The 23,006-nt window shown below is 51.2% G+C and carries 22 protein-coding genes; 10 read left to right on the top strand and 12 right to left on the bottom strand.

Features of this window, described 5'->3' with window-relative positions; translation table 11 throughout:
* Positions 1 to 15: 15 nt before the first annotated feature.
* The 7 genes from ppiD to bolA form a co-directional block, all read right to left on the bottom strand.
* The gene (gene ppiD, locus BZK42_RS07425) at positions 16 to 1,890 is read right to left on the bottom strand and encodes a peptidylprolyl isomerase (protein WP_016152053.1); all 1,875 of its coding nucleotides are present in this window, start codon (positions 1,888 to 1,890) and stop codon (positions 16 to 18) included.
* Positions 1,891 to 2,157: 267 nt separating this feature from the next.
* The gene (gene hupB / locus BZK42_RS07420; RefSeq protein WP_219352570.1) at positions 2,158 to 2,448 is read right to left on the bottom strand and encodes a nucleoid-associated protein HU-beta; all 291 of its coding nucleotides are present in this window, start codon (positions 2,446 to 2,448) and stop codon (positions 2,158 to 2,160) included.
* A gap of 190 nt (positions 2,449 to 2,638) precedes the next feature.
* Entirely contained in the window at positions 2,639 to 4,993 is a 2,355-nt protein-coding gene (lon, locus tag BZK42_RS07415; RefSeq protein WP_016152052.1) for an endopeptidase La, read from the bottom strand.
* 184 nt (positions 4,994 to 5,177) lie between these two features.
* Positions 5,178 to 6,452, bottom strand: a complete 1,275-nt coding sequence (clpX, locus tag BZK42_RS07410; RefSeq protein ID WP_003831013.1) for an ATP-dependent protease ATP-binding subunit ClpX — start codon at positions 6,450 to 6,452, stop codon at positions 5,178 to 5,180.
* Between the two features lie 126 nt (positions 6,453 to 6,578).
* The gene (clpP, locus tag BZK42_RS07405; protein ID WP_003021624.1) at positions 6,579 to 7,202 is read right to left on the bottom strand and encodes an ATP-dependent Clp endopeptidase proteolytic subunit ClpP; all 624 of its coding nucleotides are present in this window, start codon (positions 7,200 to 7,202) and stop codon (positions 6,579 to 6,581) included.
* 247 nt (positions 7,203 to 7,449) lie between these two features.
* The gene (gene tig, locus BZK42_RS07400) at positions 7,450 to 8,748 is read right to left on the bottom strand and encodes a trigger factor (protein WP_003021622.1); all 1,299 of its coding nucleotides are present in this window, start codon (positions 8,746 to 8,748) and stop codon (positions 7,450 to 7,452) included.
* 344 nt (positions 8,749 to 9,092) lie between these two features.
* Positions 9,093 to 9,410 (bottom strand): transcriptional regulator BolA, encoded by a 318-nt coding sequence (gene bolA / locus BZK42_RS07390; RefSeq protein WP_016152051.1) that lies wholly within the window; start codon positions 9,408 to 9,410, stop codon positions 9,093 to 9,095.
* Between the two features lie 306 nt (positions 9,411 to 9,716).
* Between bolA and BZK42_RS07385 the strand changes: the two genes are divergently transcribed.
* From BZK42_RS07385 to cyoE, 7 genes are all read left to right on the top strand, one after another.
* Entirely contained in the window at positions 9,717 to 10,295 is a 579-nt protein-coding gene (locus BZK42_RS07385; protein WP_016152050.1) for a lipoprotein, read from the top strand.
* Between the two features lie 44 nt (positions 10,296 to 10,339).
* Positions 10,340 to 11,815: a muropeptide MFS transporter AmpG gene (gene ampG / locus BZK42_RS07380; protein ID WP_046276089.1), complete on the top strand. Its 1,476-nt coding sequence runs from the start codon at positions 10,340 to 10,342 to the stop codon at positions 11,813 to 11,815.
* Between the two features lie 459 nt (positions 11,816 to 12,274).
* On the top strand, positions 12,275 to 13,222 hold the full coding sequence (gene cyoA, locus BZK42_RS07375) for a cytochrome o ubiquinol oxidase subunit II (RefSeq protein WP_003847580.1): 948 nt from the start codon (positions 12,275 to 12,277) through the stop codon (positions 13,220 to 13,222).
* Positions 13,223 to 13,241: 19 nt separating this feature from the next.
* On the top strand, positions 13,242 to 15,233 hold the full coding sequence (cyoB, locus tag BZK42_RS07370; RefSeq protein ID WP_003831008.1) for a cytochrome o ubiquinol oxidase subunit I: 1,992 nt from the start codon (positions 13,242 to 13,244) through the stop codon (positions 15,231 to 15,233).
* Positions 15,223 to 15,837, top strand: a complete 615-nt coding sequence (locus BZK42_RS07365; protein ID WP_003831007.1) for a cytochrome o ubiquinol oxidase subunit III — start codon at positions 15,223 to 15,225, stop codon at positions 15,835 to 15,837. The genes cyoB and BZK42_RS07365 overlap by 11 nt, the downstream gene beginning before the upstream one ends.
* A complete protein-coding gene (locus BZK42_RS07360) occupies positions 15,837 to 16,166 on the top strand; it encodes a cytochrome o ubiquinol oxidase subunit IV (RefSeq protein WP_003831006.1) in 330 nt (109 codons plus the stop codon). The genes BZK42_RS07365 and BZK42_RS07360 overlap by 1 nt, the downstream gene beginning before the upstream one ends.
* A gap of 11 nt (positions 16,167 to 16,177) precedes the next feature.
* Positions 16,178 to 17,068, top strand: a complete 891-nt coding sequence (gene cyoE, locus BZK42_RS07355) for a heme o synthase (RefSeq protein ID WP_003831005.1) — start codon at positions 16,178 to 16,180, stop codon at positions 17,066 to 17,068.
* A 59-nt stretch (positions 17,069 to 17,127) separates the two neighbouring features.
* On the opposite strand, the gene BZK42_RS07350 is transcribed toward cyoE, so the two are convergent.
* Genes BZK42_RS07350 through BZK42_RS07340 form a run of 3 tightly spaced genes read right to left on the bottom strand, consistent with a single transcriptional unit; the run spans position 17,128 to position 18,400 of the window.
* Positions 17,128 to 17,472, bottom strand: coding sequence for a DUF1493 family protein (locus tag BZK42_RS07350; protein WP_046276090.1), 345 nt, complete (start codon positions 17,470 to 17,472; stop codon positions 17,128 to 17,130).
* Entirely contained in the window at positions 17,457 to 17,906 is a 450-nt protein-coding gene (locus BZK42_RS07345; RefSeq protein ID WP_049042295.1) for an STM2901 family protein, read from the bottom strand. The genes BZK42_RS07350 and BZK42_RS07345 overlap by 16 nt, the downstream gene beginning before the upstream one ends.
* Positions 17,907 to 17,917: 11 nt before the next feature.
* Positions 17,918 to 18,400 carry an Hcp family type VI secretion system effector gene (locus BZK42_RS07340; protein ID WP_046276105.1) on the bottom strand — a complete coding sequence of 161 codons (483 nt, stop codon included), beginning with the start codon at positions 18,398 to 18,400 and terminating at the stop codon, positions 17,918 to 17,920.
* A gap of 182 nt (positions 18,401 to 18,582) precedes the next feature.
* Between BZK42_RS07340 and BZK42_RS07335 the strand changes: the two genes are divergently transcribed.
* Positions 18,583 to 19,947: an MFS transporter gene (locus BZK42_RS07335; RefSeq protein ID WP_016152045.1), complete on the top strand. Its 1,365-nt coding sequence runs from the start codon at positions 18,583 to 18,585 to the stop codon at positions 19,945 to 19,947.
* Between the two features lie 94 nt (positions 19,948 to 20,041).
* On the opposite strand, the gene BZK42_RS07330 is transcribed toward BZK42_RS07335, so the two are convergent.
* Positions 20,042 to 20,533, bottom strand: coding sequence for a YajQ family cyclic di-GMP-binding protein (locus tag BZK42_RS07330; protein WP_003831002.1), 492 nt, complete (start codon positions 20,531 to 20,533; stop codon positions 20,042 to 20,044).
* Between the two features lie 174 nt (positions 20,534 to 20,707).
* Between BZK42_RS07330 and panE the strand changes: the two genes are divergently transcribed.
* A complete protein-coding gene (gene panE, locus BZK42_RS07325) occupies positions 20,708 to 21,619 on the top strand; it encodes a 2-dehydropantoate 2-reductase (RefSeq protein ID WP_016155860.1) in 912 nt (303 codons plus the stop codon).
* Positions 21,582 to 22,172 (top strand): protein deglycase YajL, encoded by a 591-nt coding sequence (gene yajL, locus BZK42_RS07320; RefSeq protein WP_016152043.1) that lies wholly within the window; start codon positions 21,582 to 21,584, stop codon positions 22,170 to 22,172. Before panE ends, yajL begins: the two co-directional genes overlap by 38 nt.
* Positions 22,173 to 22,211: 39 nt before the next feature.
* Here the strand turns inward: yajL and BZK42_RS07315 are convergent, their stop codons facing one another.
* Positions 22,212 to 23,000 (bottom strand): dimethyl sulfoxide reductase anchor subunit family protein, encoded by a 789-nt coding sequence (locus BZK42_RS07315; RefSeq protein ID WP_080858952.1) that lies wholly within the window; start codon positions 22,998 to 23,000, stop codon positions 22,212 to 22,214.
* Positions 23,001 to 23,006 lie beyond the last annotated feature (6 nt).

Genomic DNA, 23,006 nt, shown 5'->3' with positions numbered 1-23,006 from the left:
TGCGAGTAGCCTCGGTTATTGCTGCTGTTCCAGCGCGTCACCGACTTTAATTTTTGCGGCTTTACGCAGGTTGCTCATCAGCGCTTCAAAGACAATCTGCGCATTGTTCTGGGTAATCCCCTGAACCATCGCTTTCTTCTGCTCTTCAGGCATAGAACCGGCTTTCACCTCGTCCAGCGCCAGCAGTACAACGTTACCCTGCATGTCGTTCGCCACGCCGTAGCTCGGTTTATCTTTCGCCGGCAGGCTCAGGCCAAAGGCCGCCTGACTCAGCGGATCCTGACCCGTACGGCTCAGCGTTTTCGCCTCGCCAAAGCTCAGACCCGCCGCTTTCATGGCTTCATCGCCTTTACCAGCTTTCAGATCCGCCAGCAGTTTATCGGCATCAAGCTTCGCCTGCTGCTCTGCTTTATTGTGCTTAACAAGCGCAGTTACCTGATCTTTCACTTCAGCCAGTGGTTTAACGGCTTCAGCTTTGTGCTCTGCAATTCGCAATACAAACGCGCGATCGCCATCCACGGTGATGATGTCGGAGTTACTGCCAGGCGTACCGTTCTCACCAACCAAACCACCATTGAAAATGATGTCAGCGACCGGTTTGAAGTTCAGCTCTTCCGGCAGGCTGTCACGGCTAAACCAGCCCGTTTCAACCGCTTTCATACCCGCCGCCTGCTCCGCGCCCGCCAGGGATTCGTTATCGTTGCTGGCGGCATCGCTCACTTTCTGCTGCAGCGCATAGTAGGCATCCAGCGCTTTTTCCTGCTTCACTTTCGCCGCAATGTCGTCACGCGCTTCGCTCAGCGGTTTAACCTGCGCAGGCTGCACGTCGTCAAGACGCGCAACGAGGAAACCAACGGAAGACTTAATCACACCTGACAGCTGGCCTTTCTCTTTCAGACCGGCATTCTTCAGCTCATCCGGGGTGGTGGAATCTTCCAGCCATCCCATATCGCCGCCTTTACGGGCAGAGATGATGTCAGCAGATTTTTCTTTTGCCAGCGCAGCGAAATCACCGCCTTTGTTCAGCTCGTCCAGTACCGCTTTGGCTTCATCTTCCGTTTTGGTCTGAATGATGCTGTAGCGGTTACGCTGCGGCTGAGTGAACTGATCCTGATGCTGGTCATAATAAGCCTGAATATCAGCATCGCTGGCCGTCTCCTGCATAGCAGCAGCATCCAGCTTGATGTAGCTCACGCGGAACTGTTCCGGCGTCATAAAGTTGTTTTTATTCTGCTCGTAGTAGCTGGCAACTTCCTGCTCGGTAACAGACTGCTTCGCGGCCAGTGCGTTAACGTCAATTGTCGCCTCGCGAACGATACGCTGCTGTGCGACCAGCGCCGCCAGCTCGTCCGTTTCGCCTTTCAGCATGAAGTCCGTACCGGCAACGCCGTTAATCAGTTGCTGGGTAGTAAGCTGATTACGTAATGCCTGAGCGTACTGGTCTGCGGTCATTCCCATCTGATTAACAATCGCGTTGTAGCGATTGTTATCAAATTTACCGTCCACCTGGAACGCAGGCGTGGCGAAAATAGCCTGTTTAACCTGATCGTCGCTGATGTTGAGATTAAGCTCGCGGGAGTACTGATCCAGCAGCGCTTCGTCAATAAGACGATTCAGCACCTGCTGACGCAGCGTTTTCATGTAGCCTTCGTTCGCAGCCAGTTCGGAGTATTGATCGCCCAGCTGTTGCTGCATGCGGTTACGTTCGCTGTTGAACGCATTCTCGAACTGCCCGCGGCTAATCTCCTGGCCATTCACTTTGGCGGCGAAGTTATTGCCCCCGCCAATCAGGTAACCACTCACGCCGGTCAAAATGAACGACACGATAATGATACCGAAAATAATCTTGAGCACGAGACTGTTAGCAGCCGTGCGTAAGCTGTCCATCATGGTGTAACCACACTCCGCTGTAGATGACTATACGCGTTATCTCTCAAGCCGCCTGCGCGTTGTCACAACAGCGGCGGCAAGGATTTTGAGTATATATGCTTCACGCAGCATAGCGTTTCCTGAACGCTGCGTACAAAGGCCTATTGTGACAAGAAACAGGGGCAATTGTCAGCCCACAACGCGTAGAAAGTACCGGAATTACAAATAAAAAAGGCACATCAGTCGATGCGCCCTTGTACTTCGTCACATCCCCAAAGGGGAAATCACTTAGTTTACCGCGTCTTTCAGTGCTTTACCTGCACGGAAGCCCGGTACTTTAGCCGCGGCGATGGTGATCTCTTTACCTGTTTGCGGGTTGCGACCAGTACGGGCAGCACGCTCTTTAACGGCAAAAGTACCAAAACCTACCAGCGCTACGTCATCACCTTCTTTCAGAGATTCGGTAACAGAAGCAATAATTGCATCTAACGCACGTCCAGCCGCAGCTTTAGAGATATCAGCCCCTGCAGCAATTTTGTCGATCAGTTGAGATTTATTCACTCTTCTCTTCCTCTTTATAATTTATATCGCACCTGAATCCTTCAAAGTGCGAACGCGCAGCAGTTATATCAGGCCTGCCATGCCCTTACAACACCCGTTAATGATGGCAAGCCCAATCCGTCATCTAAATTAGCTATACAAAAAAAGGCTGGCAAGTCCGAAATGGTCTGCCAGCCCTGTTTTTATTAGTGCTCTTTGCGCGAGGTCACTATTTTGCGGTCACAACCTGCATTCCGGAGGGCTCATTTTGCAACGCGAGCGTCAGAACCTCCTCAATGCGTTTCACCGGATGGATGTCCAGATCGGCAATTACGTTGTCCGGAATCTCTTCCAGGTCACGTTTGTTTTCGTCTGGAATTAAGACCGTTTTAATACCACCACGGTGTGCTGCCAGCAGTTTTTCTTTCAAACCACCAATAGGCAGAACCTGGCCACGCAGGGTGATCTCGCCGGTCATCGCCACGTCGGCGCGAACCGGGTTACCGGTCAGACAAGAAACCAGCGCGGTACACATGGCAATACCCGCACTTGGACCGTCTTTCGGCGTCGCCCCTTCAGGTACGTGAACGTGGATGTCGCGTTTTTCGTAAAAGTCCGGATTAATGCCCAGTTTTTCCGCACGCGCGCGCACCACGGTCAGCGCAGCCTGAATGGATTCCTGCATGACTTCACCCAGAGAACCGGTGTAGGTCAGCTTACCTTTACCCGGTACGCAAGCGGTTTCGATGGTCAGCAGATCGCCGCCAACTTCCGTCCATGCCAGACCGGTTACCTGGCCAACGCGGTTTTCGTTGTCCGCGCGGCCATAGTCAAAGCGCTGTACGCCCAGGTAGTCGTGCAGGTTGTCGCCATTGATCTCAATATGTTTCAGCGACTTGTCGAGCAGCAGCTGTTTCACCGCTTTACGGCACAGTTTGGAAATTTCACGCTCCAGACTACGCACTCCAGCTTCACGGGTGTAATAACGAATAATGCCCACAATGGCGCTATCGTCGACCGTCAGCTCGCCTTTTTTCAGCGCGTTACGCTCAATCTGTTTCGGCAACAGGTGACGTTTAGCAATGTTCAGCTTCTCGTCTTCGGTATACCCGGACAGACGGATCACTTCCATACGATCCAGCAACGGTGCGGGAATATTCATGGAGTTAGAGGTCGCAACGAACATCACGTCGCTGAGATCGTAGTCCACTTCCAGGTAATGATCGCTGAACGCCACGTTCTGCTCTGGATCCAGCACCTCAAGCAGTGCGGAAGCCGGATCGCCACGCATGTCGGAAGACATTTTGTCGATCTCATCAAGCAGGAACAGCGGGTTTTTAACGCCCACTTTAGCCATTTTCTGGATCAGTTTACCCGGCATCGAACCAATATAGGTCCGGCGGTGACCGCGAATTTCAGCTTCATCACGCACGCCACCCAGCGCCATACGGATGTATTTACGTCCGGTTGCTTTAGCGATGGACTGTCCCAGAGAAGTTTTACCTACCCCCGGCGGCCCAACCAGGCACAGGATCGGCCCCTTGATTTTATTCACACGGCTTTGAACCGCGAGATACTCAAGAATACGGTCTTTGACGCGTTCCAGACCGTAATGGTCGGTATCGAGGATTTCCTGAGCCTGACGCAGATCTTTTTTGACCTTGCTACGCGCATTCCATGGCACCTGAACCATCCAGTCGATGTAGCCACGGACTACGGTCGCTTCCGCTGACATCGGAGACATCATTTTCAGCTTCTGCAGTTCTGCTTCCGCTTTCTCTTTTGCCTCTTTCGGCATTTTCGCCGCGTCGATTTTACGCTTCAACGCTTCGTTTTCGTCCGGCGCATCGTCCATCTCGCCGAGCTCTTTCTGAATGGCTTTCATCTGCTCGTTCAGATAGTACTCACGCTGGGATTTTTCCATCTGCTTTTTCACGCGGTTGCGAATGCGTTTCTCAACCTGCAGCAGATCGATTTCAGACTCCATCATCGCCATCAGATATTCCAGACGTTCGTTAACGTCGGACATCTCCAGTACGGACTGCTTGTCAGCAAGCTTCAGCGGCATGTGCGCAGCGATGGTGTCCGCCAGACGTGCAGGATCGTCAATGCTGTTCAGCGACGTCAGCACTTCGGGCGGGATTTTCTTGTTCAGCTTGATATAGCCTTCGAACTGGCTGATAGCGGTACGCACCAGCACTTCCTGTTCGCGCTCATCAATAGCAGGCGAGTCGAGGTACTCCGCTTTCGCAGAGAAGTGCTCGCCGTTGTCAGACAGCGCTGAAATACGCGCGCGCTGTAACCCCTCGACCAGCACTTTTACGGTGCCGTCAGGCAGTTTCAGCATCTGCAAAATAGAGGCCACGGTCCCGACGGTGAAAAGATCGTTTACACCCGGCTCATCCGTTGACGCTTCTTTCTGGGCAACCAGCATGATTTTTTTATCATGGTCCATAGCCGCTTCCAGACAACGGATAGATTTTTCCCGCCCTACAAATAAGGGTATGACCATGTGCGGATAAACCACCACATCGCGCAACGGCAATACGGGGATTTCAATGCGTTCAGAACGCTCAGGATTCATAGAGCTCTCTCTTAGTTTAGTTTCCGCCAGGTAATCAGGTGGTACGACTGTGCTCCACACCACCTTTAACATGTATGTCAGTATATGGGGATGTTTCCCACACATTCAACGCCATGTTTACGGAAAAATAAAAGGGGAGATAAAATCCCCCCTTATTAATTAAATGTCTGTATGAATTGATGAATTATTCGCCAGATGCCTGCTGCGCTTCCGGCTTACCGTAAATCAGCAATGGCTTGCTCTGGCCGCCAATCACCGACTCATCGATCACCACTTTTTCGACGTCTTCCATAGAAGGCAGATCGTACATAGTGTCAAGCAGTGCGGCTTCGACGATAGAACGCAGACCACGAGCACCGGTTTTACGTGCCATCGCTTTTTTGGCGATCGCATCCAGCGCTTCCTCACGGAATTCCAGATCAACACCTTCAAGATTGAACAGCGCCTGGTACTGCTTGGTCAGGGCATTTTTCGGCTCTTTCAGGATCTGGATCAGCGCTTCTTCACTCAGTTCGCTCAGCGTCGCTACAACCGGCAGACGCCCGATGAACTCAGGGATCAGACCAAATTTGATCAGATCTTCCGGCTCCACCTGCGACAGCAGTTCACCTTCACTGGCTTTATCAGACTGCGCTTTTACCGTTGCGCCAAAACCAATGCCGGAGCCCGTTTCAACACGGTTAGCAATGACTTTATCCAGACCGGCAAAGGCACCGCCGCAGATAAACAGGATCTTGGAGGTATCAACCTGCAGGAATTCCTGCTGAGGATGTTTACGCCCCCCCTGCGGTGGAACGGCAGCAACCGTACCTTCGATCAGTTTCAACAGCGCCTGCTGTACGCCTTCGCCAGAAACGTCACGGGTAATGGACGGGTTGTCAGACTTACGAGAAATCTTGTCGATTTCATCGATATAGACGATCCCGCGCTGTGCTTTCTGCACGTCGTAATCGCACTTCTGCAGTAGTTTCTGAATAATATTTTCAACATCTTCACCCACATAACCAGCTTCGGTCAGCGTGGTGGCATCGGCCATAGTGAACGGAACGTCCAGCAGGCGTGCCAGCGTTTCAGCCAGCAGCGTTTTACCGGAACCCGTCGGGCCAATCAGCAGGATGTTACTTTTGCCCAACTCGACGCCATTGCTGGTGTCGCCGTTGCGCAGACGTTTGTAATGGTTGTATACCGCGACCGCCAGCACTTTCTTCGCCTGCTCCTGACCGATAACGTAATCGTCCAGGTGGTTGCGAATTTCATGTGGCGTCGGCAGCGCACTGCGTTCACGGTGCGGTGCTACTTCCTTAATCTCTTCGCGAATGATGTCGTTACATAAATCAACACATTCGTCGCAGATATACACGGATGGTCCGGCAATCAGCTTACGCACTTCATGCTGGCTTTTGCCGCAAAAAGAGCAGTACAACAATTTGCCCGAGCCATCTTTGCGTTTATCTGTCATGGGTCAAAACCTCTTCTTTGTTCTTTGTGCCGCACACGACGACGCAAATGCCATTCTCAGGCGCAAGACGCTAGTCAGCGTTGTGCCGCTCCAGGTAATTATAGCGGTACACCTGCGCGCTGGGCATTAATTACGATGGGTCAAAATCGAGTCGACCAGACCGTACTCTACCGCTTCAGAAGCGGAGAGGAAGCGATCGCGCTCGGTATCACGTTCAATCTGCTCAAGAGATTGACCCGTATGATGCGCCATAAGTTCGTTCATGCGCCCTTTTACCTTCAGGATTTCACGGGCATGAATTTCAATATCCGTTGCCTGGCCCTGGTAACCGCCCAGAGGCTGGTGGATCATGACGCGAGAGTTAGGCAGGCAAAAACGTTTACCTTTCGCCCCGGCAGTCAGCAGGAACGCGCCCATTGAGGCCGCCTGGCCCATACAAATGGTGCTGACGTCCGGCTTAATAAACTGCATGGTGTCATAGATAGACATCCCGGCAGTGATCACTCCACCAGGGGAGTTGATGTACAGGTAGATATCTTTTTCTGGGTTTTCTGCTTCCAGGAACAGCATCTGCGCCACGATCAGGTTAGCCATATGGTCTTCGACCTGGCCGGTCAGAAAAATGACGCGTTCCTTAAGTAGACGAGAATAGATATCAAAAGAGCGCTCACCACGTGAGGTCTGTTCAATGACCATCGGCACCAGCGCCATATGGGGTGCAAAGTTATCTCGTTCGCCGCTGTATGACATTTCCGTCTCCTGGATAAAATTTGAAAAAACCTGCTGTGCTGATTGTAACCTTATGGACGGATTATCAGCTAGTCCCTCTGTAATGGGTACGACATCGCCATAATTCAAGCATAACAATCTTTTGTTGTAACGCTAACACTGAAACGCTGTTTTCGCACTCTTCCCATGCAAAATCCGTGACAAAAAAAAACCCGCCACCAAAAGGTGACGGGCTTGCGTACGAAATTCGTGCTAAATAAGCGACGAATTACGCCTGCTGGTTCATCAGCTCGTTGAAGGAAGTGGCTTTTTCAGTCACTTTCGCTTTCGCCAGAACAGCTTCAACAGCCTGCTCTTCCAGAGCGACGTTACGCATGTTGTCCATCAGCTCTTTATTTTTGCTGTAGAACTCAACAACTTCTTTCGGATCTTCGTAAGCAGAAGCCATCTCTTCGATCAGGCCTTTAACGCGATCTTCGTCAGCTTTCAGCTCGTTGGTACGAATCACTTCGCCCAGCAGCAGACCTACAACTACGCGACGCTTAGCCTGTTCTTCGAACAGTTCACGCGGCAGTTCCAGAGCTTGTTTTTCGTTGCCGCCAAAACGCTGTGCAGCCTGACGACGCAGAACGTCGATTTCGCTGTCGATCAGAGCAGCCGGAACGTCGATGTCGTTAGCTTTTACCAGACCTTCGATCGCCTGAGACTTAACGCGGTTACGCACAGCGCCTTTCAGCTCACGTTCCATGTTTTTACGTACTTCAGCGCGCAGACCCGCTACGGAACCATCTTCAACGCCGAAACGTTTGATGAATTCTTCAGTCAGTTCCGGCAGTTCGCGCTCTTCAACTTTCTTCAGGTTGATAACGAACTTAGCGGCTTTACCTTTCAGGTTTTCAGCGTGGTACTCTTCCGGGAAGGTCACATCGATAGTGAACTCTTCGCCAGCTTTGTGGCCTTTAACACCTTCTTCAAAGCCTGGGATCATACGACCCTGGCCCATCGCCAGTACGAAGTCAGACGCTTTGCCGCCTTCGAACTCTTCGCCGTCTACAGAGCCGGTGAAGTCGATGGTTACACGGTCTTCTGCATCAGCAGCGCCGTCTTTGTCTTTCCAGGTAGCCTGCTGCTTACGCAGGGTGTCCAGCATCACGTCAACGTCAGCGTCGGTGACTTCAACAACCGGTTTTTCAACTTCGATTGCTTCCAGGCCAGTCAGCTCAACTTCCGGGTAAACTTCGAACTCTACCGCGTAAGTAAAATCTTCACCCAGTTTGTATTCGCCCGGAACGTAGTTCGGTGCGCCAGCCGGATTGATTTTTTCTTTGATGATCGCGTCAACGAAGTTGCGGCTCATCAGGTCGCCCAGAACGTCCTGGCGAACAGACGCGCCATAACGCTGAGCAACAACATTCATCGGTACTTTTCCTTTGCGGAAACCGTCAATACGCACTTTCTTCGCTACGTTGACCAGCTCGCTTTTCACAGCGGTCTCGATGCTGTCAGCAGCGATAGTAATCGTTACACGGCGGCCAAGGCCTTGAGTGGTTTCAACTGAAACTTGCATCTTGTTACCTCAAAAAATCACAGTGCTCGGTCAACTCTTCTCCGCAAGCACAGGTTGTTGGCTTCGCGGAACTGGGATGTTCTCATAAGCAATCACATTCCCTGTCGTCAGAATCATCCCGAAGACATTCCGAAAAATAAGACGCGCATTATAGCGGCATCACTTTTATGAGTCGAGAACGGTTATCGCGCGTTGCTGCGGCTTTTTTCACAATTCCCGGCTAATTTTTGTCTGAATACTGTACGACTGCCCCAGAATTCAGACAAAACAAAACGGCCCGCAGGCCGTTTTCACATAATCTGTAGCAACATACTGGAAAAGCGTCGGTTGTTGCAAATCCGTTTTTACGCGATGCTTCCCGCCCCACGACACGGAGGCGATGCAAAAATCGTATCCTGCAACGCTTCCCACTCCTTAATGGTGTAGGTATGCAGGGCAAGTGCATGAACGGTTGTGGAAAGCTCCACCGTTAAGGTGCTGTAAATCATCCGATGACGATTCAGAAAACGCTCACCTGTAAAGCGATCGCTAACCAGCACAACCTTAAAGTGGCTTTCAGAACCTGCCGGGACATTGTGACGATAGCTTTCATCCACAACTTCGAGGAACACGGGTTGGAACGCTGCCCTTAATTTTTCTTCTATTTGCTCACGAATCATCATGAAGTTTTTCCTCCGACAACGCTGAGATGTCACCCATCCCTTTAAATACTAGCCGCTTTTACCGCTTTCATTACACCTTAGCAACAAAAAATTAGCGTTTGTCTGATTTTCTCAGCCAAATGGATGAAGTTCACTAAATCCTCACTTCGATTTATTGCAAAAAGTCCGTTTATGGTCTCCACAAAGACATAAAACTGACAACACAATGAATTTACATGCGTTACCCACTTCCCCTCATCGTTGGCGATGTTATGATGGCGGGAATTTTCTCCAACCATACAATTTAGATTCGCTGAGAGCCCTGGCATGTTTAAAAAAATCCTCGTCCCGTTTGTCGCGCTGTTTATGTTAGCTGGATGCGCAACGCCGCCGACCACTATTGAAGTTTCCCCGAAAATTACCCTGCCACAGCAGGACCCGAGCCTGATGGGAGTGACCGTTAGCATCAACGGTGCCGACCAGCGTCAGGATCAGGCGCTGGCAAAAGTTACCCGTGACAACCAGCTTGTTACCCTGACCGCGTCCCGCGATCTGCGCTTCCTGCTGCAAGAAGTACTGGAAAAACAGATGACCGCACGCGGTTATATGATTGGGCCAAACGGTGCTGTTAACCTGCAAATCATTGTTAGCCAGCTGTATGCAGACGTGTCCCAGGGTAGCGTGCGCTATAACATCGCCACCAAGGCAGACATCGCCATCATTGCGACCGCTGCTAACGGCAACAAGATGACCAAAAACTACCGCGCAAGCTATTCTGTTGAAGGCGCACTGCAGGCCTCTAACAAAAATATCGCTGACGCCGTTAACAGCGTGCTGACCGATACCATCGCTGATATGTCTCAGGACACCAGCGTTCACGATTTCATCAAGCAGAACGCTCGTTAATTTCTGCCCATATGGCCCGGCGTTCGTCGGGCCTATAGAAGCCCATGTCCAGTCATTACTTACGTATTTTTCAGCAACCACGTTCAGCTATCCTGCTCATACTGGGATTCGCCTCCGGTTTACCACTCGCACTGACCTCGGGTACGCTTCAGGCATGGATGACGGTCGAGAATATCGATCTTAAAACCATCGGTTTCTTTTCTCTGGTCGGCCAGGCCTACGTGTTTAAGTTCCTCTGGTCTCCGCTAATGGACCGCTACACGCCGCCGTTTTTAGGTCGGCGCCGTGGTTGGCTGCTGGCAACTCAGGTGCTGTTACTGATTTCTATCGCCGCGATGGGCTTTCTGGAGCCTGGCACGCAGCTACGCTGGATGGCCGCGCTTGCGGTGGTGATCGCGTTTTGCTCGGCATCGCAGGATATCGTCTTTGACGCATGGAAAACCGACGTGCTACCCGCCGAAGAACGCGGCACCGGCGCGGCTATCAGCGTGCTGGGCTATCGTTTAGGGATGCTGGTTTCCGGTGGGCTGGCTCTGTGGATGGCCGACCGCTGGCTGGGCTGGCAAGGAATGTACTGGCTGATGGCGGCGCTGCTGATACCTTGCATCATCGCTACCCTGCTAGCGCCCGAACCGACTGATGCCATTCCGGTGCCCAAAACGCTGGAGCAAGCGGTTGTGGCCCCGCTGCGCGACTTCTTTGGTCGTAACAACGCCTGGCTAATTCTGCTGCTTATCGTTCTGTATAAGCTCGGGGATGCCTTTGCCATGAGCCTGACTACAACCTTTTTAATCCGCGGCGTCGGATTTGATGCGGGTGAAGTTGGCGTGGTGAATAAAACGCTCGGACTACTGGCAACCATCGTTGGCGCGCTGTACGGCGGGATCCTGATGCAACGCCTCTCGCTGTTTCGCGCATTGCTGATTTTCGGCATCCTGCAGGGGGCGTCGAATGCGGGCTACTGGTTATTGTCCATCACTGACAAACACATGTTTAGTATGGCCGCCGCCGTCTTCTTTGAAAACCTGTGTGGTGGCATGGGTACGGCAGCGTTTGTCGCCTTATTAATGACGCTGTGCAATAAGTCCTTCTCAGCGACCCAGTTCGCTCTGCTCTCCGCGCTTTCCGCCGTTGGTCGCGTTTACGTTGGCCCGGTAGCAGGTTGGTTTGTTGAAGCGCACGGGTGGTCAACGTTTTATTTGTTCTCTGTGTTTGCCGCTATCCCCGGCCTCATACTGCTGCTGGTTTGTCGTCAGACTCTGGAACATAGCTGGCAAAATGAGAGCTTTATTCCGCGCACGGAATTTCGTGGCGCGTACAGCCTGGCATTAATGACGTTGGTTGCGGGCTGCTGTCTGCTGGTGGTTTGGCTGCTGCTGTTAACCATGAACGCGCTGGATTACACCCACTTCTCCTTCCTGCCGGAACTGCTGGAAATCTCGGTAGTGGTCGCGGTCTGCGGGGTCGTTTTTGGTGGATTGCTGGATTATCTGGCACTGCGCAAAACCCGCCTGGCGTAAAAATCCACATTAATATCGCCGTTGTAATCACCCTGCGTAATTATAACGGCTAAATAAACAACAATTACTAAAAATATTATTTGTTATTTTGTGCGCCAAAGAATTTGGAAATTATTGACGCCTTTTATATATACTATTTCCCTTACTCGATTCAGCCACTACAGATTTATTTTTTGTTCTTCAATTGTCTTTTTATTGATAATCAATTGTTAAACAATTGTTTTATTTTCGTATTGGTTATACCAATTGCCCTCAGCACGTCTCCCGCTTGCCCGCTTTCGTTATAACGTGATGTTGCAACAGGTTCTTAAAGTCAAAACGACATATATTGCAACATATGTGACATGCCCGGCAGAACCCAGTAACACAGATCCAAGGATGTTTACAGTAATGTAACCTTCCCGTAAAATGCCCTCACACTTTAAACGCCACCCGGTCCCGTGGAATTGAGGTCGTTAAATGAGACTCAGGAAATACAATAAAAGTTTGGGATGGTTGTCATTAATTGCAGGCACTGCATTACTCAGTGGCTGTAATTCTGCGCTGCTTGACCCTAAAGGACAGATTGGACTGGAACAACGTTCACTGATACTGACGGCATTTGGCCTGATGTTGATTGTCGTTATTCCTGCCATCTTGATGGCTGTTGGTTTCGCCTGGAAGTATCGTGCAAGCAATAAAGATGCGAAGTACAGCCCGAACTGGTCACACTCCAATAAAGTGGAAGCTGTGGTCTGGACGGTGCCGATCTTAATCATCATTTTCCTTGCAGTACTGACCTGGAAAACTACTCACGCTCTTGAGCCAAGCAAACCGCTGGCGCATGACGAGAAGCCCATTACCATTGAAGTGGTTTCCATGGACTGGAAATGGTTCTTCATCTATCCGGAACAAGGTATCGCTACCGTGAATGAAATCGCCTTCCCGGCGAATACTCCGGTTGAGTTCAAAGTGACGTCCAACTCCGTGATGAACTCCTTCTTTATCCCGCGTCTGGGTAGCCAGATTTATGCCATGGCCGGTATGCAGACTCGACTGCATCTGATCGCCAACGAAGTCGGTACTTATGATGGTATCTCCGCAAGCTATAGCGGACCAGGCTTCTCCGGTATGAAGTTCAAGGCTATCGCAACAAAGGACCGCGCCGAATTCGACCAATGGGTTGCTAAAGCTAAACAGTCCACGAACACCATGAGCGACATGGCTGCGTTCGAAAAAGTGGCTGTGCCAAGCGAATACAACCAGGTGGAATACTTCTCCAACGTGAAACCTGATTTGTTTAAAGACGTTATTAACAAATTTATGGCTCACGGTAAGAGCATGGACATGACCCAACCCGAAGGTGAGCACAGCGCACACGAAGGAATGGAAGGCATGGACATGAGCCACGCGGAATCCGCTCACTAAGGGGCCGAGGAAGAATACGATGTTCGGAAAATTGACGCTGGATGCAGTGCCGTTCCATGAACCAATTGTCATGGTTACGATCGCTGCCATTATCATCGGTGGTGCGGCCTTACTGGGCCTAATCACTTACTTCGGTAAGTGGACCTACCTGTGGAAAGAGTGGCTAACTTCGGTTGACCACAAACGCCTTGGCATCATGTATGTCATTGTCGCAATCGTCATGTTGATTCGTGGCTTTGCCGACGCCATCATGATGCGTAGTCAGCAAGCGCTGGCTTCTGCAGGTGAAGCAGGCTTCCTGCCACCTCACCACTACGACCAGATCTTCACGGCTCACGGCGTGATTATGATCTTCTTCGTGGCAATGCCATTTGTTATCGGTCTGATGAACCTGGTGGTTCCGCTGCAGATCGGCGCACGTGACGTTGCATTCCCGTTCCTGAACAACCTGAGCTTCTGGTTCACCGTTGTCGGCGTAATCCTGGTTAACCTGTCTCTGGGCGTGGGTGAATTCGCACAGACCGGTTGGCTGGCGTACCCGCCACTCTCGGGAATAGAGTACAGTCCAAGCGTCGGGGTCGATTATTGGATATGGGCAGTCCAGTTGTCCGGTATTGGTACAACCCTAACCGGGATCAACTTCTTTGTGACCATCATTAAGATGCGTGCGCCAGGAATGACCATGTTCAAGATGCCGGTATTTAGCTGGGCATCGCTGTGTGCGAACATCCTGATTATCGCGTCTTTCCCAATCCTGACGGTTACCGTCGCGTTGCTGACCCTGGATCGCTATCTGGGCACCCATTTCTTTACCAACGATATGGGCGGCAACATGATGATGTACATCAACCTGATTTGGGCCTGGGGCCATCCGGAAGTGTACATTCTGGTTCTGCCGGTCTTCGGTGTGTTCTCCGAAATCGCTGCAACCTTCTCACGTAAACGTCTGTTTGGTTACACCTCACTGGTGTGGGCAACCGTCTGTATCACCGTTCTGTCGTTCGTTGTTTGGCTGCACCACTTCTTCACCATGGGTGCAGGCGCTAACGTTAACGCCTTCTTCGGTATTACCACCATGATTATCGCCATCCCGACCGGGGTGAAGATCTTCAACTGGCTGTTCACCATGTACCAGGGTCGTATCGTATTCCACTCAGCGATGCTGTGGACGATTGGCTTTATCGTTACCTTCTCAGTCGGCGGCATGACCGGCGTACTGCTGGCGGTTCCGGGTGCGGACTTCGTGCTGCACAACAGTCTGTTCCTGATTGCGCACTTCCATAACGTTATCATCGGCGGCGTCGTATTTGGATGCTTCGCAGGTATGACCTACTGGTGGCCAAAAGCGTTTGGCTTCACGCTGAACGAAACCTGGGGTAAACGCGCATTCTGGTTCTGGATCATCGGCTTCTTCGTGGCGTTTATGCCGCTGTATGTGCTGGGCTTTATGGGGATGACCCGTCGCCTCAGCCAGCAGATTGACCCGCAGTTCCATCCGATGCTGGTCGTTGCCGCCTGCGGTGCCGCGCTGATTGCATTGGGTATCCTGTGCCAGCTGATTCAGATCTTCGTTTCTATTCGCGACCGCGAGCAGAACCGCGACCTGACCGGTGACCCATGGGGTGGTCGTACGCTGGAGTGGGCAACCTCTTCCCCGCCTCCGTTCTACAACTTTGCCGTTGTGCCGCACGTTCACGAGCGTGATGCCTTCTGGGAAATGAAAGAAAAAGGTGAAGCGTACAAGCAGCCTGCGCACTATGAAGAAATTCATATGCCGAAAAACAGCGGTGCCGGTATCGTCATTACCGCCTTCGCAACACTGTTTGGTTTCGCCATGATCTGGCATATCTGGTGGCTGGCGATTGCAAGCTTCGCAGGCATGATCATTAGCTGGATTGTGAAAAGCTTTGATGAAGACGTGGATTACTACGTGCCGGTCCCGGAAGTCGAAAAACTGGAAAACCAGCATTTCGATGAGATTACTAAGGCAGGGCTGAAAAATGGCAACTGATACTTTAACGCACGCGACTGCCCACGCGCACGAACACGGGCACCACGATGCAGGCCAGACCAAGATCTTCGGATTCTGGGTCTACCTGATGAGCGACTGCATTCTGTTCTCTATTCTGTTTGCAACCTATGCCGTTCTGGTGAACGGCACAGCAGGTGGCCCAACAGGTAAGGACATTTTTGAACTGCCGTTCGTTCTGGTTGAAACATTCCTGCTGTTATTCAGCTCTATTACTTACGGCATGGCGGCGATCGCCATGTACAAGAACAACAAGAGCCAGGTTATCTCCTGGCTGGCGTTGACCTTCTTGTTCGGTGCCGGATTCATCGGGATGGAACTCTATGAATTCCATCACCTGATTGTTAACGGTATGGGTCCGGATCGCAGCGGCTTCCTGTCTGCGTTCTTCGCGCTGGTCGGCACGCACGGTCTGCACGTCACCTCCGGTCTTATCTGGATGGCGGTGCTGATGGTGCAAGTTGCTCGTCGCGGCCTGACCAGTACTAACCGTACCCGCATCATGTGCCTGAGCCTGTTCTGGCACTTCCTGGATGTGGTGTGGATCTGTGTGTTCACTGTTGTTTATCTGATGGGGGCGATGTAATGAGTCATTCTAACGAGAGCGGCGGCGCATCCCATGGCAGCGTAAAAACCTACATGACAGGTTTTATCCTGTCGATAATCCTGACGGTTATTCCGTTCTGGATGGTCATGACAGGTTCTGCCTCTCCTGCCGTCATTCTGGGAACTATTCTGGCAATGGCAGTGGTACAGATTCTGGTGCACCTGGTGTGCTTCCTGCACATGAATAGCAAATCTGATGAAGGTTGGAACATGACAGCCTTTGTCTTTACTGTGCTAATCATCGCCATCCTGGTTGTGGGCTCCATCTGGATTATGTGGAACCTTAACTACAACATGATGATGCACTAAGAGCGGCGATTATGATGTTTAAGCAATACCTGCAAGTAACAAAACCAGGCATCATCTTTGGCAACCTGATCTCGGTGATTGGGGGATTCCTGCTGGCCTCGAAAGGCAGCATTGATTATCCCCTGTTTATCTACACGTTGGTTGGGGTGTCACTGGTTGTGGCGTCGGGTTGTGTATTTAACAACTACATCGACAGGGATATCGACAGGAAGATGGAGAGGACCAAAAACCGCGTGCTGGTTAAAGGTCTGATTTCCCCTGCGGTCTCGCTGGTATACGCCACCCTGCTGGGTATTGCTGGCTTTATGCTGCTGTGGTTTGGCGCGAACCCTCTGGCCTGCTGGCTGGGGGTAATGGGCTTCGTGGTCTATGTGGGCGTCTATAGCCTGTACATGAAGCGCCATTCCGTTTATGGCACGCTGATTGGCTCACTCTCCGGTGCTGCGCCGCCGGTGATTGGCTACTGCGCCGTAACCGGTGAGTTCGATAGCGGTGCGCTGATTCTGCTGGCTATTTTCAGTCTGTGGCAGATGCCGCACTCTTACGCGATTGCGATTTTCCGCTTTAAGGATTATCAGGCAGCCAACATCCCGGTACTGCCGGTGGTGAAAGGTATTTCGGTCGCGAAGAACCATATCACGCTGTACATCGTGGCGTTTGCTATCGCCACGCTGATGCTAACCCTGGGCGGCTATGCTGGTTATAAATACCTGATTGTTGCTGCGGCGGTGAGTGTCTGGTGGTTGGGCATGGCGCTGCGCGGTTATAAAGTGGAAGATGACAGGGTCTGGGCACGCAAGCTGTTCGGTTTCTCCATCATCGCCATTACCGCGCTTTCCGTGATGATGTCCGTTGACTTTATGGTGCCAAACTCGCAGAACCTGCTGACTTACGTCTGGTAACGATCTGCTGATACGAAAAGGGTGCTTCCGGCACCCTTTTTTATTGGCAGGGATGTTATTCAGTCATAAAGCCATTTCCCCGCTTCAGCCGACTCAGCAAACATCCTTACGGTTAGCGGTATGCGTGTTGCTTCCACTTCTTCCCGGTTAGCTTTGAACCACCGAGTCAGAAGAGGCGTGTTTTCCCAAGGAAAATAGCGGGTCCAGTCAACATTCGATAAATCTACATTGAATGCTTTCTGAAACTCTTCTACTGCATCTGAGAGGTCATCTCGTGGCTCATCGAATAAATCTGTGTCCAATTCTAATGGGATCTCATTTCCGTCTTTATCGTCGTATCCAGGTATCTCCTTCCTGAATAGCTTCAACACTTCATTTTGTATGCTCATTAGAAAGATGTCCACTGTATGCGATCTTTTGGGCGGGCAATCAGATTGTATTTATTCTGTGTACGCCGTGAGATCTGGTAAATAGCGTTGGTTAACGCCACCCATCCTAACCAAGGGCAATAACGCCCAATCACAGCAGCAACCTTGTTAGTTTTCTTCATGGTAAAACCAACTGGTGTTTTAACTCTGAGGCCAAAAGGTAATCGCATATCTCTCAGTATAATTCTTGCGTACTTTGAGGCAACACTTGTTCCTTTAGTCGCGTCTCGTGGTTTTTGCCTTGTCTTTAACCAGGGTTGACCAGCCAGAATAGCGGCTCCCGATTCAATACCAATACCTAACTCATCACAAAACTGTTCCAGAAAGATGAGATCGAACAATTCGCCAGCGGACAGATTGCTGTGACCATGATACCAATAGGTTCCATTCGCCTCTTCAGTTGTGTCCATTCAATCCCCCATTATGCCGTCTGCCGGTCATTCCATGCGTCGGTATAGATAATGTTCCCGTCGCAATGCTTCCAGGTGATTTTTTCGTAGCGTAATTCTATGGTTTCAAGATGGTTATTATTCATGTCCTCTGGACCAGCCATCGAGGGAGAAACGGAGACAATCCGCACCCCTTCCAGAAACATATTGAAGTATTCAACTTCCTGACCGGCATCATTGATTTTGTACCAACGAATCTCTGCAGACTTAAGATTCTGACCTGAAGCGACAGCTTTGTATAAATACGGGCTAGAGTAGTCAAACTCTTTGATGATCATCATCGGTGAATGTTGGCGTGTGCCTGTTGGCTTGCCTGTACCGTTATCAGTGGGAATAGACAAATTGTGATGAAAGCCTTTAAATTCAATACTGTATTCTCTTCCCTCTACATCACACCCGCCCTTAATCAGCGCACCACCATCGTCATAAATCCACATATTGCCCGGAATCGCCATTTTCCTTTTCCCTCTTTCCATTAGAAATAACCACAAAAAGACTACACCTGTAATTATCGCAAGTAAATTAGTCGCAATTGTAATTATTTCAATTTTCCCACTACACAATTCCACATATCGTAGAGGTTTACCGCACTCCTTCCCCGCTTTACACTAGGCGCGAAATTAATACAGAGGTGGGAATGAACGATTACAAAATGACGCCCGGTGAGTTGCGCGCCACCTGGGGTTTAGGGACCGTATTCTCGTTGCGCATGCTTGGCATGTTTATGGTTCTGCCGGTTCTGACCACGTACGGTATGGCGCTACAGGGTGCCAGTGAAGCGCTAATTGGCCTTGCTATTGGCATTTATGGTCTGGCGCAAGCCGTTTTCCAGATCCCCTTTGGTCTGCTTTCAGACCGCATCGGTCGTAAGCCGCTTATCGTCGGCGGGCTGGCGGTATTCGTTCTCGGCAGCGTGATTGCCGCCCTCTCCGATTCAATCTGGGGCATTATTCTCGGTCGCGCTTTGCAAGGCTCTGGCGCGATTGCCGCCGCCGTGATGGCGCTGCTTTCCGACTTAACCCGTGAGCAAAACCGTACCAAAGCGATGGCGTTTATCGGCGTCAGCTTTGGTATCACCTTCGCCATTGCGATGGTGCTAGGACCGATCGTTACCCATGCGCTGGGACTACACGCGCTGTTCTGGATGATTGCAGCTCTTGCAACCACCGGCATCGTGCTAACCATTTGGGTCGTTCCCAATAGCACCAGCCACGTGCTGAACCGCGAATCTGGCATGGTAAAAGGCAGCTTCAGCAAGGTGCTGGCGGAGCCCAAACTGCTCAAGCTCAACTTTGGCATCATGTGTTTGCACATTTTGTTGATGTCCACTTTCGTCGCCTTACCGGGCCAACTGGCGAAAGCCGGTTTCCCCGCCGCAGAGCACTGGAAAATTTATCTGGTGACGATGCTGCTGTCTTTTGTTTCCGTGGTGCCGTTCATCATCTACGCAGAAGTGAAGCGGCGGATGAAGCGCGTATTCCTCGCCTGCGTGTTACTGATCCTTATCGCAGAGATTGTATTATGGAGCGCTAACGTGCGTTTTTGGGGGCTGATTGCGGGCGTTCAGATATTCTTCCTCGCCTTCAACCTGATGGAGGCCCTCCTCCCCTCGCTTATCAGCAAAGAGTCTCCGGCTGGCTATAAAGGCACGGCGATGGGCGTTTACTCCACCAGCCAGTTTCTTGGCGTGGCGATTGGCGGTTCGCTCGGCGGTTGGGTGGTCGAAATGTTTGATGGTCAGGCGGTATTCCTGGCCGGCGCGCTTCTGGCGGCAGTTTGGTTGTTGGTGGCAAGCACAATGAAAGAGCCGCCATATGTCAGTAGCCTGCGAGTGGAAATCCCACCTGAGATTGCCGCAGATGACACCCTTAAGCAGCGTCTGCTGGCTAAAGAAGGGATAAGCGAAGTGTTAATTGTAGCGAAAGAGCATTCGGCTTACGTGAAAATCGACAGCAAAGTGACGAATCGATTTGAGGTTGAACAGGCCATCAGCCAGGCGTGAAGAGTGCCAGATGGCGACTATCGTTTGACCCGGCCTACAAATAGCGTGTGAAACCTGTAGGCCGGATAAGCGTAGCGCCATCAGGCATTACGACTTAATCGCGGAAGTTCTTAAACTGGAACGGCTGGCCGAGATCGCCGCCGCGAACCAGCGCCATAACGGATTGCAGATCGTCACGCGCCTTGCCGGTCACGCGGATTTCTTCGCCCTGAATCTGCGCCTGCACCTTCAGTTTGCTGTCTTTGATCAGCTTAACGATTTTCTTTTGCACCGCGCTTTCAATGCCCTGTTTCAGCTTCGCTTCAACAAACCAGGTTTTACCGCTATGCACGAAGGTTTCTGGTACGTCCAACGAAGTGCCTTCAATACCACGTTTCAGCAGCTTGGCACGTAAAATATCCAGCAGCTGATTGACCTGGAAATCAGACTCGCTTAGCACCTTAATCGTCTTATTCGACTCGTTCAGCTCAAAAGTCGCTTCAACGCCACGAAAATCAAAGCGTGACTCCACTTCACGGCTGGCGTTATCTACCGCGTTACGGGCTTCCTGAAGATCAACTTCAGAAACAATATCGAAAGATGGCATCTTTTCCTCTCCCTTCATTTTTGATGCGAAGCATAATACCTGCAAAGTTACACAACAGACAGCGCTATACTAGGCTGTATCCTTTAATTGTACGTGGTACTGATACCTGCGAACAATAATGGGGTACGGTCGATATGGATTAACACCTGGTGATGTTGCAGGTGAGGAGGAAGAATGAAAATTACCGTACTGGGATGTGGAGCGTTAGGACAGCTTTGGCTAACCACGCTGTGCAAACATGGACATGAGGTTCAGGGGTGGCTACGCGTACCGCAACCCTATTGCAGCGTTAACCTGATCGACACGGATGGGTCAGTATTCAATGAATCCCTGACGGCAAACGACCCCGATTTTTTGGCGAAAAGCGACCTGCTGCTTGTCACTCTGAAAGCCTGGCAGGTTTCTGATGCGGTCAAAGGCCTGGCCGCCATTCTGCCTGACACCACTCCCATTCTGCTGATTCACAACGGTATGGGGACGATTGAAGAGTTGCATAACATTAAGCAACCTCTATTGATGGGCACCACAACCCACGCGGCACGCCGTGACGGGAACGTGATCATTCATGTCGCTCAGGGAACAACAAGGATTGGTCCGGCGCGTGAACAAGACGGTGATTTCAGTTATCTGGCTGAAGTCCTGCAAGAGGTGCTGCCGGACGTCGCCTGGCACAACAATATTCGCGCTGAGTTGTGGCGCAAGCTGGCCGTCAACTGCGTCATTAACCCGCTGACCGCATTATGGGATTGCTCAAATGGAGAGTTACGCCATCATCCTGAAAAAATAGCGCTCATCTGCGAGGAGGTGGCGGCGGTCATTGAACGTGAAGGCCACCACACATCAGCAGATGATTTACGCTATTATGTTGAGCAAGTGATTGACAGTACGGCGGAAAATATCTCATCAATGCTGCAAGACATACATGCCCTGCGCCATACTGAGATCGACTACATTACCGGTTATTTGTTAAAACGCGCCCGCGCGCACGGCATCGCCGTCCCGGAAAATGCCCGCCTGTTTGAAATGGTTAAGAGAAAGGAAAGTGAGTATGAGCGCTCAAGCACTGGTATGTCTCGCCCCTGGTAGTGAAGAGACCGAAGCGGTCACCACTATCGATCTGCTGGTTCGCGGCGGAATTAAGGTCACGACCGCCAGCGTTGCCAGCGATGGCGGCCTGACGATCGTGTGCTCACGCGGCGTAAAACTACTGGCGGATGCACCATTAGTGGAAGTTGCTGACGGGGATTTCGACATTATCGTGCTGCCCGGCGGTATTAAAGGCGCCGAGTGTTTTCGCGACAGCCCTCTGCTTGTCGAAACCGTGAAACAGTTTCATCGCTCCGGGCGCATTGTCGCGGCAATTTGCGCCGCTGCCGCCACAGTCCTCGTCCCACACGATATTTTCCCCATCGGTAACATGACCGGTTTTCCGGCGCTGAAAGACAATATTCCCACTGACCAGTGGCAGGATAAGCGCGTCGTATGGGATCCGCGCGTCAATCTGTTAACCAGCCAGGGACCGGGAACCTCTATCGATTTCGGTTTAAAAATCATTGATCTCCTGGTAAGTCGCGAAAAAGCTTACGAAGTGGCATCACAACTGGTTATGGCAGCGGGAATTTATAACTACTACGAGTAAATATGCTTACCGGATGGTTTCAACCATCCGGTAAAATATTTAAAACCAAGGCACTCCGCTCATAACGTTGCTATAAAACAACATTCTTCCCGCCAGTTCCCCCGTCGCCATTAATACTACCCACACCCAACTCTGTTGGCCGTAGTTCAGGCGCGATATTCCCCACACAGCAACGCAGATACTGGCAAATAGCTGCCACCATAGCAGAGGACTTGACGCATCAGCGCCAGGCACATGATAGCGAAACCACAACCCGCCTGCCGTCAACACGATTCCAATTACAATCCCTGCATTGCATGTCGTTGAAGAGGATTTATGCCAATAGCCACCGGCCACCGCCACACTCATAAAACCCAGCAATACTGCCGTTGCCAGGAAGCCAAGCGGCGTAGCTATGGTATGCCAAAGCGAGTGCAGCGCCATTTGGTAATACACCTGAGACGTCACAAAGATTGACACCAGGCCAACAAACGCAGTCACACCACCCAGAAGATTCGCCCCTGGATGCCCAGGCTTGAGCCAACATAACGCTAACCAGCAAAATATCACGGCATTCAATACTATAAATGCCACTACTTCCCGGCTCAGCCAAGATATTCCCAACCCTGCCATTGCACGGTATGCGCCTGTAGGTGTTCCCAAGTGTGCAAGGGATGCCAAAGAACCCAGCACAGTGATGACCCAAAATAACAGCGCCAGCCGACGATATTCTTCAGCATTGAATTTCAGCGTACCAAAATTCTGACACAACGTTAGTGCCAGGACACCACCAATCCCCCATTGAGCAAAGACCGTAAAAAAGACTAATGGCAATTCATAGTGTTCCATTTCTCT

The sequence above is a fragment of the Citrobacter braakii genome, from assembly GCF_002075345.1.
Taxonomy (GTDB): Bacteria; Pseudomonadota; Gammaproteobacteria; order Enterobacterales; family Enterobacteriaceae; genus Citrobacter; species Citrobacter braakii.
Note: the sequence above shows the minus strand (reverse complement) of the source record. Positions and strands in the feature narration are given on the sequence as shown.

Coding starts and splice junctions, on each gene's coding strand:
- ppiD (WP_016152053.1), bottom strand. CDS start 1,890: ATGATGGACAGCTTACGCACGGCTGCTAACAGTCTCGTGCTCAAGATT.
- tig (WP_003021622.1), bottom strand. CDS start 8,748: ATGCAAGTTTCAGTTGAAACCACTCAAGGCCTTGGCCGCCGTGTAACG.
- yajL (WP_016152043.1), top strand. CDS start 21,582: ATGAGCGCTCAAGCACTGGTATGTCTCGCCCCTGGTAGTGAAGAGACC.
- clpP (WP_003021624.1), bottom strand. CDS start 7,202: ATGTCATACAGCGGCGAACGAGATAACTTTGCACCCCATATGGCGCTG.
- BZK42_RS07385 (WP_016152050.1), top strand. CDS start 9,717: ATGTTTAAAAAAATCCTCGTCCCGTTTGTCGCGCTGTTTATGTTAGCT.
- ampG (WP_046276089.1), top strand. CDS start 10,340: ATGTCCAGTCATTACTTACGTATTTTTCAGCAACCACGTTCAGCTATC.
- BZK42_RS07345 (WP_049042295.1), bottom strand. CDS start 17,906: ATGGACACAACTGAAGAGGCGAATGGAACCTATTGGTATCATGGTCAC.
- cyoA (WP_003847580.1), top strand. CDS start 12,275: ATGAGACTCAGGAAATACAATAAAAGTTTGGGATGGTTGTCATTAATT.
- BZK42_RS07335 (WP_016152045.1), top strand. CDS start 18,583: ATGAACGATTACAAAATGACGCCCGGTGAGTTGCGCGCCACCTGGGGT.
- BZK42_RS07330 (WP_003831002.1), bottom strand. CDS start 20,533: ATGCCATCTTTCGATATTGTTTCTGAAGTTGATCTTCAGGAAGCCCGT.
- cyoB (WP_003831008.1), top strand. CDS start 13,242: ATGTTCGGAAAATTGACGCTGGATGCAGTGCCGTTCCATGAACCAATT.
- bolA (WP_016152051.1), bottom strand. CDS start 9,410: ATGATGATTCGTGAGCAAATAGAAGAAAAATTAAGGGCAGCGTTCCAA.
- cyoE (WP_003831005.1), top strand. CDS start 16,178: ATGATGTTTAAGCAATACCTGCAAGTAACAAAACCAGGCATCATCTTT.
- BZK42_RS07315 (WP_080858952.1), bottom strand. CDS start 23,000: ATGGAACACTATGAATTGCCATTAGTCTTTTTTACGGTCTTTGCTCAA.
- BZK42_RS07365 (WP_003831007.1), top strand. CDS start 15,223: ATGGCAACTGATACTTTAACGCACGCGACTGCCCACGCGCACGAACAC.
- BZK42_RS07340 (WP_046276105.1), bottom strand. CDS start 18,400: ATGGCGATTCCGGGCAATATGTGGATTTATGACGATGGTGGTGCGCTG.
- lon (WP_016152052.1), bottom strand. CDS start 4,993: ATGAATCCTGAGCGTTCTGAACGCATTGAAATCCCCGTATTGCCGTTG.
- clpX (WP_003831013.1), bottom strand. CDS start 6,452: ATGACAGATAAACGCAAAGATGGCTCGGGCAAATTGTTGTACTGCTCT.
- panE (WP_016155860.1), top strand. CDS start 20,708: ATGAAAATTACCGTACTGGGATGTGGAGCGTTAGGACAGCTTTGGCTA.
- BZK42_RS07360 (WP_003831006.1), top strand. CDS start 15,837: ATGAGTCATTCTAACGAGAGCGGCGGCGCATCCCATGGCAGCGTAAAA.